Origin of the sequence: Mesorhizobium sp. M5C.F.Cr.IN.023.01.1.1 (genome assembly GCF_003997585.1) — a bacterium.
GTDB classification, from domain to species: Bacteria; Pseudomonadota; Alphaproteobacteria; order Rhizobiales; family Rhizobiaceae; genus Mesorhizobium; species Mesorhizobium wenxiniae.
Map to the genome: position 1 here is coordinate 176281 of NZ_RZSU01000002.1, position 9370 is coordinate 185650.

At 61.4% G+C, this 9370-nt stretch carries 9 protein-coding genes and 1 tRNA gene; 9 read left to right on the plus strand and 1 reads right to left on the minus strand.

What is annotated here, in order from left to right; translation table 11 throughout:
• Positions 1–100: 100 nt before the first annotated feature.
• Positions 101–175, plus strand: a tRNA-Pro gene (locus EOA78_RS01925).
• Positions 176–298: 123 nt separating this feature from the next.
• Here EOA78_RS01925 and EOA78_RS01930 read toward each other — a convergent pair.
• Positions 299–1135: a universal stress protein gene (locus EOA78_RS01930; protein WP_127313624.1), complete on the minus strand. Its 837-nt coding sequence runs from the start codon at positions 1133–1135 to the stop codon at positions 299–301.
• 379 nt (positions 1136–1514) lie between these two features.
• On the opposite strand from EOA78_RS01930, the gene EOA78_RS01935 reads away from it, so the two are divergent.
• The 8 genes from EOA78_RS01935 to EOA78_RS01970 all read left to right on the plus strand — a co-directional run.
• Positions 1515–3077, plus strand: a complete 1563-nt coding sequence (locus EOA78_RS01935) for a bifunctional aminoglycoside phosphotransferase/ATP-binding protein (protein WP_127313625.1) — start codon at positions 1515–1517, stop codon at positions 3075–3077.
• Positions 3078–3115: 38 nt separating this feature from the next.
• The gene (gene trxC / locus EOA78_RS01940) at positions 3116–3559 is read left to right on the plus strand and encodes a thioredoxin TrxC (RefSeq protein WP_127313626.1); all 444 of its coding nucleotides are present in this window, start codon (positions 3116–3118) and stop codon (positions 3557–3559) included.
• Between the two features lie 218 nt (positions 3560–3777).
• Positions 3778–4530: a FadR/GntR family transcriptional regulator gene (locus tag EOA78_RS01945; protein WP_127313627.1), complete on the plus strand. Its 753-nt coding sequence runs from the start codon at positions 3778–3780 to the stop codon at positions 4528–4530.
• A gap of 62 nt (positions 4531–4592) precedes the next feature.
• Positions 4593–5498 (plus strand): 5-dehydro-4-deoxyglucarate dehydratase, encoded by a 906-nt coding sequence (gene kdgD / locus EOA78_RS01950; protein ID WP_127313639.1) that lies wholly within the window; start codon positions 4593–4595, stop codon positions 5496–5498.
• 129 nt (positions 5499–5627) lie between these two features.
• Positions 5628–7100, plus strand: coding sequence for an ABC transporter substrate-binding protein (locus EOA78_RS01955; RefSeq protein ID WP_348628458.1), 1473 nt, complete (start codon positions 5628–5630; stop codon positions 7098–7100).
• A gap of 83 nt (positions 7101–7183) precedes the next feature.
• Positions 7184–8098, plus strand: coding sequence for an ABC transporter permease (locus tag EOA78_RS01960; RefSeq protein WP_127313629.1), 915 nt, complete (start codon positions 7184–7186; stop codon positions 8096–8098).
• Between the two features lie 3 nt (positions 8099–8101).
• The gene (locus EOA78_RS01965) at positions 8102–9025 is read left to right on the plus strand and encodes an ABC transporter permease (RefSeq protein ID WP_127313630.1); all 924 of its coding nucleotides are present in this window, start codon (positions 8102–8104) and stop codon (positions 9023–9025) included.
• The coding region (locus EOA78_RS01970) for an ATP-binding cassette domain-containing protein (RefSeq protein ID WP_164783597.1) at positions 9022–9370 on the plus strand (349 nt) is incomplete at its 3' end. The genes EOA78_RS01965 and EOA78_RS01970, both read left to right, overlap by 4 nt.

A 9370-nucleotide genomic window follows, 5' to 3' on the forward strand; every position in this document is an offset into this window, starting at 1 on the left:
CGTGCCAGCGCAAGCGCGGGTGTCGGGTCAATTGGTCGCGGCTTCTGACCCGACGCGTTCAGGAACGAAGTGCGGCGGCTATAAGCCCGCGGTCTGGTCACGGAGTGTAGCGCAGCCTAGTAGCGCATCGTTCGGGACGATGGGGTCGCAGGTTCAAATCCTGCCACTCCGACCAGAAAAAACAAGCACTTAGCTTTTTCCCGAAGCCGCCTCCCACCTGAAACCCTACCTGAAACTCGCTCGCAAGCCCAACCCTTCTGCGCGTTTTCGGGCTTGACCATGCCGGATTGGCCGGCGGTTAACGCGCCATAAGGATCGGCATCGACGGGTCTTCAAGCATCGAGATGGTGACGCCGCCGAAGATGCGCTCGCGCAACCGGGAATGACCATAGGCGCCCATCACCATCAGATCGGCGGCGATGTCGACCGCGTGCCTGCGAAGCACGTCGGCGACTGAACGGTCCAAGCTGGGCAGCCGGTCGACCGTGACATTCACGCCATGCCGCGCGAGATAGCCAGCGGCGTCGGCTCCGGGTTCGGCCCCGTGACGGTTTTGGTCCTCCACCGGATCGACTATGACAAGGTGCACCTCTTCGGCACCTGGCAGCATGTCGAGAGATTCGCGGACGGCACGCGACGACTCCAGACGAGCGTCCCATGCAATCAGCACGCGTTTCGGCTTCAGTGTCGGCCGCGACCCTTCGGGGATGAGCAGCAAGGGCTTTCCTGAAGAAAACAACGCGCCTTCGATCGCTTTGCTTTTCAGCGTTTCATTGGCAAGCAACTCCGGTCCAATAACCGTAATGTCGGCGTAGCGGGCACGGCGGCCAATGGTGTCGTCGGCCCAGCCGGCTTCCGGATATTCGTTGGAGACATCGGCCGAAAGCACCCTGCCGGCGAGAAAAGCCGACACGGCAGCGGTTCGCTCCTTCAACAGATTCTCATCGGCCTGACGCTCCTCGAGCCAGGCTTCTGAAACTACTGCGGCATACTCCCCGACCGGTGGCGGCGCAGCTACGGCAACGACCAGAACCGCAAGATGGGCGCCGATTTCGGTGCACAGGCCGGCGGCGAGCTTGAGATCACCGTCACCCTTGTTCGGTCCCGCAACGGTAAGTATCGTCCTGAAAGCCATGGCGGCTGCTCCCGATCCTCAAAGTCCAATCGTCGTTGCAACAACAGCGAGGCGGCTCGGCGCGTTCCTAGCGCTGAGACAAGAACGTCGCCGCGCATCATTTTGATCCGTATCAACATGCCCACGTGCCGACGCTAACCGGCGCAGGCCGCTACGTCGTGCCGAAACATGGCGATCGCGATATGCCGTTGTAGGGCCGCCAATGTCTTCCGAAGGAGGCAACAAATACGGCCGAACGCCGGAGAAAGTCGCACTAGGGAACGCATCCGTGACTTGGCTGGTTATATCCAGACGTTGCAGCAGGAAGGGCCCGATGGCGCGCAATTTCAGCGACCACGCCCATCGGATTCCAGGGTGGATACAAACAAGGAGGCATCCGATGATCGTCGACGATCAGGAATCCGTGGTCGCTATGTTGATGGACCCTGCCGCATCTGGCGAGACTGGGCCGGTCGAGGCGATCGAAACCCATATCTCGCGTATCTTCCTGGTTGGCCAGCGCGCATACAAGATCAAGCGAGCTGTAAAGCTGCCCTATGTCGACTTCTCGACCCCGGTGCTGCGGCTCGCGGCTTGCGAGAAGGAGGTGGAGCTTAACTCCAAGACCGCGCCCGGCCTCTATCTGGGTGTGCGGCGCGTCACGCGAGAGGCCGATGGCAAGCTCGCCTTCGACGGGAGCGGCGAACTGGTCGATGCGACGATCGAAATGGTCCGCTTCGACCAGTCGAAGCTGCTCGATCGAATGGCAGTCGGTGGCGAACTGACGCCTGCGCTGATGACGGCGGTTGCGCGCATGATCGTGCGCTATCATCGCGGCGCGCCGGAGGTCCACAAGGGCAGCGGATCCTCGAACCTGGCAGGCGTGCTCGCCATCAACGAAGCCGGCTTTGCCACCAGCCAGGTTTTCGACGAAGCCGACATCAACGCATTCACCGGGATTTTCGGCACCGCCCTTGCCCGTCATCGCGAACTGCTCGACCGGCGGGAAGTGGCAGGCAAGATCCGGCGATGCCACGGCGATCTGCATCTGCGCAACATCTGTCTCTTCGACGGAGAGCCCCGCCTCTTCGATTGCATCGAATTCAATGACCAGATCGCCAGCATCGATGTGCTTTACGATCTGGCCTTCCTGCTGATGGACCTGTGGCATCGCGGCTTTCCGGAACTCGCCAACCTGGTGATGAACCGCTACCTCGACGAGGCAGACGACGAGGACGGCTTCATTCTCCTGCCGTTTTTCATGGCAGTGCGGGCCGCAGTGCGCGCGCATGTCACCGCAACCCAGATCGAGGAAGGAAGTGCCGATTCCGGCGGGCTGATTGCCGAGGCGAGATCCTATTTCGAGCTTGCCCGAACACTTCTCCAGGCAAGGCCTCCTCGGCTGATCGCTATCGGCGGCTTGAGTGGTTCCGGCAAGACGGCCGTTGCCGAGGCACTCGCCGCGCATGTCGGCGCGCCGCCCGGCGCGCGCATTGTCGAGAGCGATCGCATCCGCAAAGCCATGCATGGGGTGCCGGCTGAGACGAGGCTGCCGGACAGGGCTTATCGACCTGATGTGTCCGATCGCGTCTACCGCGAAATGGCATGGCGCGCCGACTTGATTCTTTCCGAAGGCGGTTCGGTGATCGCCGATGCCGTCTTCGACAGGCCGGCCGATCGCGACCGCATCGAGAAGGCGGCAAATGGCGGAGACGTAGCTTTCGCCGGATTCTGGCTGGAAGCGGATCCGCTTGTTCTTTGGCAGCGGGTGAGCGAGCGCAGCGGTGGTCCTTCCGATGCCACCATCGATATCCTTTCGCGGCAATTGCAGCGAAAGGCCACCCCGTCCACCTGGCGCAAGGTCGACGCCGATCGAAAGCTCGCCGACATCGCAGCAGAGTTGGCGAGCCTTTCGAACGCGGCCGTTTCTGCGCAGGGTGCTCCACTCAAGACAGCATCGTGACGGCAGCGATCGACGCGCATAAAGATGGGTGAATGGGCATGACGCGGGAAAAACTGGTGGTCTGCGGCAAATGCGGCGGGGTCAATCGCCTGCCGCCGGCACGCAATGCCGGGGACGCGAAATGCGGAAAGTGCGGCTCCAAGCTGTTCTCGGGTCACCCGGCAGACGTCGATGCACAGACTTTCGATCGCCAGGTCACGCGAAGCAGCCTCCCCGTAGTCGTCGACATCTGGGCACCATGGTGCGGCCCCTGCAAGATGATGGCGCCGGCCTATGAAGCGGCAGCAAACGAACTGGAGCCGCATGTTCGCCTGATCAAGCTCAATTCCGACAGTGAGCAGGTCGTTGCAGCCAGGCTCGGCATTCGCAGCATCCCGACCATGATCCTCTTCCATGGCGGCCAGGAGATTGCGCGCACATCCGGCGCCATGACGGCGGGGCAGATCGTCAGGTGGGTCCGCGATCACCTGCCGACGGCCTGAAAGCCGCCACGCGGTGGATTCGCTGATCGCCGTAGCCGCATCAGCAAGTGCCAACGAAAAGCGAGCCATAGGTGACCTGATGGCCGACACGCGAGTGCAGAATCCATATGATGATCTAAACGCATTCGATCTTGGCTGATAAATTTTCATATGATGATCTCGCTTTTGCCCCGCACTGGGAGTATGGATCTTTCGATCCGGCAAAGTTTGGAGGACCCATGCAGCAGGCCGAACATCGAACCTCCCGCAGGTCGTTCGTTTCTCAGGTTGCAGATGCGCTGCGCGGCCAGATCGAAGCCGGCTTTTATGCCCCTGGCGACAAATTGCCGACGGAACCCGCTCTGATCGACCGGTTCGGGTTCAGCCGCACTGTGGTCCGGGAGGCCATTGCCGCCCTTCGCGCCGACGGGCTGGTGGAATCGCGGCAAGGCGCCGGCGTCTTCGTTCTCGGCCCGAAACCCGTCGACGAGGGATTGAAGCTCTTCACCGACGAAACGAACAAGATCTCGGACATCATCGAAGAGCTCGAGCTGCGCATTGGCATCGAAGTCGAGGCAGCCGGCCTTGCCGCAGCCCGCAGTTCGCCGGCGCAGGAGGCCGAAATCGAGGCCCAGGTCGAAAGGTTCGCCGATCTCATGGCGCAGGGACAACCTACCGACGAGGCGGACTTCCAGTTCCACCTGGCGATTGCCACCGCAACCAACAACGCCAGGTTCAAGGCATTCCTCGAACATATCGGCCGGCGGATGATCCCGCGGGTGAAGTTCAAGACGATGATGGGCGGCGTCGACCCCTTGCCCAATCGCGACCATCCGATTCTGGAGGAACACAGGGAAATCGCGGATGCGATTCTCGCCCGCGACCCGGAGAAGGCGCGTGAGGCGATGCGCCGCCATCTCGTGACGGGGATAAAGCGCTATCGCGCCCTGACCGTCCGGCGTCCGACAAACCAGGACAAGACCGGCAGTTGACTCATCTCTGTACTCATCATATGAATCGAGATAACGTCATATTAATTTGTGGGATGAGTTCTTTGTCGCCAGATGAAATCAAGTCGCGTGTCGCTTCAGGGCTGCTGTCGTTTCCGGTCACACATTTCAACGAGGATTTCAGCCTCAATCTCGAAAGCTATCGCGCGCATGTGGAATGGCTCTCCGGGTTCGGTGCCGCTGCCCTGTTCGCGGCCGGCGGCACGGGTGAATTCTTCTCCCTGTCGCCGGAAGAAGTCGCAGATGTTACCCGCGCGGCCAAGGATGCCTCCGGAGACGTGCCTATCATAGCCGGCTGTGGCTACGGCACGGCGCTAGCCACAGAAATTGCCCGCCGCGCCGAGGCTGCGGGAGCCGACGGTCTTTTGCTTCTGCCTCATTATCTGATGGAGGCTTCCCAAGAGGGGATATTCCGGCATGTCAAAGCCGTGTGCGAATCCACCGGCCTCGGCGTCATCATCTACAACCGTGCGAACTCGGTCGCCAATGCCGACACGGTTGCTCGCCTTGCCGACGCGTGCCCAAACCTCATCGGCTTCAAGGACGGCACAGGCAAGATCGATCTTGTCCGCCACGTCACCGCAAAACTTGGCGATCGGCTCTGCTACATCGGTGGCATGCCCACGCATGAGCTCTTTGCCGAAGGCTTCAACGGCGCCGGAGTGACGACTTATTCCTCTGCGGTCTTCAACTTCGTGCCGGACTTGGCACAGCGCTTCTACAGGGCCATGCGGACAAGCGATCGCGCCGCAATGGAAGAAATCCTGCACAGCTTCTTCTTCCCCTTCGCGGCTTTGCGCGATCGAGAACAAGGTTATCCGGTGTCGATCATCAAGGCAGGCGTCGAACTAGTAGGACGGACACCCGGCCCACTTCGTCCGCCGCTGACGGACCTGAAGCCGCAGGAAAAAGACGTACTGCGCGGACTGATCGAGAAGATCGCCGCCTAGTCGCCGGGAGATCGGCAAATTGTCGGACGAACGGGACGAGGAGGTTCGTCCGTCGCACGACAGCCAAAACGGATCAAAAGGAGGAGAGACATGAATAGAGGCGTTCATACGATTGCAGCTGTCGTATTGATGACCGCTGCCGCGTCATCGGCTGTCGCACAAGGTGCGGCGCAGGAAATCCGTGTCGTCCTGCCGGAGCAGCCGGCCAATCTGGAGCCCTGCGGCACCATCATCACAAATGTCGGCCAGATACTCAGCCAAAACGTTGTTGAATCGTTGACCGTCATCGATCCGATAACCGGGCAACCTCAACCGAAACTGGCGACCGAGTGGACCAGCGTGGACCCGACGACATGGCGGATCAAGCTGCGCGAGGGCGTTAAGTTCCAGGACGGAACGGAACTCAGCGCGGATGCGGTCGCATTCTCCATCAACAGGATGATCAGCGGCAAGCTCACTTGCAGCAACATTGCGAAATTCGGCGATGCCAAACTAACGCTGACGCCGGTCGACGACCTGACCGTCGAGATAAAGTCCGACAGGCCCGAACCCATCATGCCAACGCTGTTGAGCGTGGTCATGATCGTCTCGCCGAAGACACCGGTCGACCAGGCGGTGAACGATCCGGTCGGGACCGGCCCATTCAAGCTGTCGACCTTTTCCCCGCAAACCGTGGTGCTGGACGCGTTCGACGGCTACTGGGGCAAGAAGCCGGAGATCACGAAGGCAACCTATGTCTGGCGGCCCGAATCCTCGATTCGAGCGGCCATGGTGGAAACCGGGGAAGCCGACCTGACGCCGTCGATTGCCATCCAGGACGCCAGCAATCCGGAGACGGATTTCGCCTATCTGAACTCCGAAACCACCGCGATCCGTATCGATGCCGCCGAGCCGCCACTCGATGACCTGCGCGTCCGCAAGGCGCTCAACCTGGCGATCGACTGGGAAGGCCTTGCGCAGCTGTTCGGCGACGACGTCAAACGTGCGTCGCAGATGGTCGTCTCCGGGATCAACGGCCATGACGATGCACTCGAGCCTTGGCCGTATGATCCGGAAGAGGCGAAAAAGCTCATCGAAGAGGCGCGCGCGGCGGGTGTGGCGGTCGACACCGAGATCAAGCTCATCGGACGAAACGGCATCTATCCCAACGGCGCCGAAGCGATGGAGGCCATGATGACGATGTGGCAAGACGCCGGCCTCAACGTCAAGCTTACCATGCTCGACGTCGCCGACTGGCTGCGCTATCTGCAAAAGCCGTTCCCGCCGGAGCGTGGCCCCAATCTCCTGCAGATGATGCACGACAACAACAAGGGCGATGCGGCCTTCACGGTTCCGATCTTCTATCGGTCGAGCGGCAGCTACTCGACCGTGGCCGATCCGGCATTCGACAAGGAGATAGACGAGGCTCTGGCGGCGACCGGCGAGGCCCGCACGAACAGCTTCAAGGCCATCTTCAGCAAGGCCCGCCACGACGTGGTGGCGGACATCCCGATGTTCCACATGATCGGCTATACCCGCGTTGGCACCAGGCTGGAATGGAAGCCCGATATCACCACCAACAGCGAAATACCGCTGGCCAATATCGCTATCAAAAAAGACTGAGTGATACGGGGGCGCCGGGTCCGATCGTGATCCTGCGCCCCTGATCTGTTGCCTCCGTCGATATCCGTCCAAGGGCATCCCAAATGATTACCTATCTTGGACGCCGGGCGTTCCACAGCATCCTGTCGGTCATCGGTCTGTTGACGCTGGTCTTTTTCCTGACACGGCTCACCGGCGATCCTTCCGCCTTGTACCTGCCTCTGGACTCGACTGCGGAAGCTCGGGCCGCGTTCGCGCGGTTGAACGGCCTCGATCAGCCAATCTATTGGCAGTTTCTGGAATATCTGCGCGATCTTCTGCAGCTGGATTTCGGTGAATCGCTACGCCAGAACCGCTCGGCGATGCAGGTCGCTCTTGAGGCGTTCCCGGAAACGCTGAAGCTTGCCGCCGTCGCGATGACGCTGTCGACCGCTTTGGCTATCCTTGTCGGCTCTCTTGCGGCCGCGCGACCGGGCAGCATGTTCGACCGTGTCGCCAGTCTCATCTCTCTGGCCGGCGCAAGCGCGCCGGATTTTTGGGTCGCCATCGTTGGCATCCTTGTCTTTGCTGTGGGGCTCGGGCTTTTGCCGACTTCCGGCACCGGAACCTGGGCCCATTGGATCATGCCCACCTTCGTGCTGATGCTTCGCCCCTTCGGTCTCCTGGTGCAGGTCGTGCGCGGAACGATGCTGTCCGCGCTTGCCTCTCCATACATCAAGACCGCAAGGGCCAAGGGCCTGCCCCGCCAGAAGATCATCTTCGGGCATGCGCTTCGCAACTCGCTGCTGCCCGTCGTCACGGTCGCCGGCGACCTGGCGACCAGTCTCGTCAACGGCGCCGTGGTCGTGGAGTCGATATTCGGCTGGCCCGGCATCGGCAAGCTGATGATCGACTCGATCATCCAGCGCGATTTTGCCGTCGTCCAGTCGACCATTCTGGTGACGGCTACCGCCATCTTCATCCTGAACATCGCGATCGACCTGCTTTATGCGGTTCTCGATCCGCGCATCCGGTACTGAGCCATGACGATCATCACTCCCGACATCAAGCCGGCGGCCGTTCCAGGCAGCGGCAGCGTGCTTCTCGCCTATTTGAAGCGCGACAAGCTTGCGCTCGCCGCCGCTATTTTCCTGGCGATCGTCGTCATCGCGGCGGTCCTCGGCCCGTGGCTGGTGGGCGACGCCGCTTCGCGGCTGGGGCTGCGCCAGCGCAATCTCGCCCCCTTCTCGCTGGCCAGCGGCTGGATCTATGTCCTCGGCGCCGATACCCTCGGCCGGCCCATCCTCGCTAGGCTGATTGTCGGCGCGCAGAATACGTTCGGCATCGCCGCGGCGGCGGTATTCGCGTCCATGCTGGTTGGTGGAACACTCGGCCTGATAGCGGGCTATTCGGAGCGCTGGTACAGCCATCTCATTCTGCGCATGGCCGATATCGTTATGAGCTTTCCCTCGCTGCTGCTGGCGCTCATCGTGCTCTATACGCTGGGCCCGAGCATCACCAACTTGGTGATCGTTCTTGCCGTCACGCGCATGCCGATCTACCTCCGAACGGCGCGCGCAGAAGTGTTGGAGTTGCGCGAGCGTATGTTCGTGAGCGCGGCGCACGCCATGGGTGCGAAGCCGGCCCGGATCATCGTCCGGCATATCGCACCCCTCGTCCTGCCGACACTGGTGACGATTTCCGCCATTGATTTCGCGACCGTCATTTTATCGGAATCGGCGCTGAGTTTCCTTGGCCTCGGCATTCAGCCGCCGGACTTTACCTGGGGTGCAATGGTGGCGAACGGCCGCGGCTATCTCGCGACCGCTTGGTGGATCGCATTCTGGCCGGGTCTTGCAATCATGCTGACGACGCTGTCGCTCAACATCCTCTCGAACTGGGCTCGCACCGTCGCTGATCCGCAACAACGCTGGCGCCTTCAGACATTGCGAAAAGCTGCCCGATGAGCAACGCGACCAATCCCATTCTCAAGGTCGACGGCCTGACCGTCGATTTCCTTTCGGACGACAAGCCGGTACGTGCCGTCGACGACGTCTCTTTCCACGTCAGCCGTGGCGAAACGCTCGTGATCCTCGGCGAAAGCGGTTCGGGAAAAAGCGTCAGCACCAGCACGGTGATGGATCTCATCGACTGTCCGCCAGGCGATATCGTGGCCGGCTCCTGCCTCTTCGACGGCGTCGAACTCTCAGGCCTCGGCGCAGAGGCACGCAGAAGCATCAACGGCCGCAGGATCGCGATGATCTTCCAGGATCCGCTCGCCTACCTGAACCCAGTCTACACGGTGGGGCGTC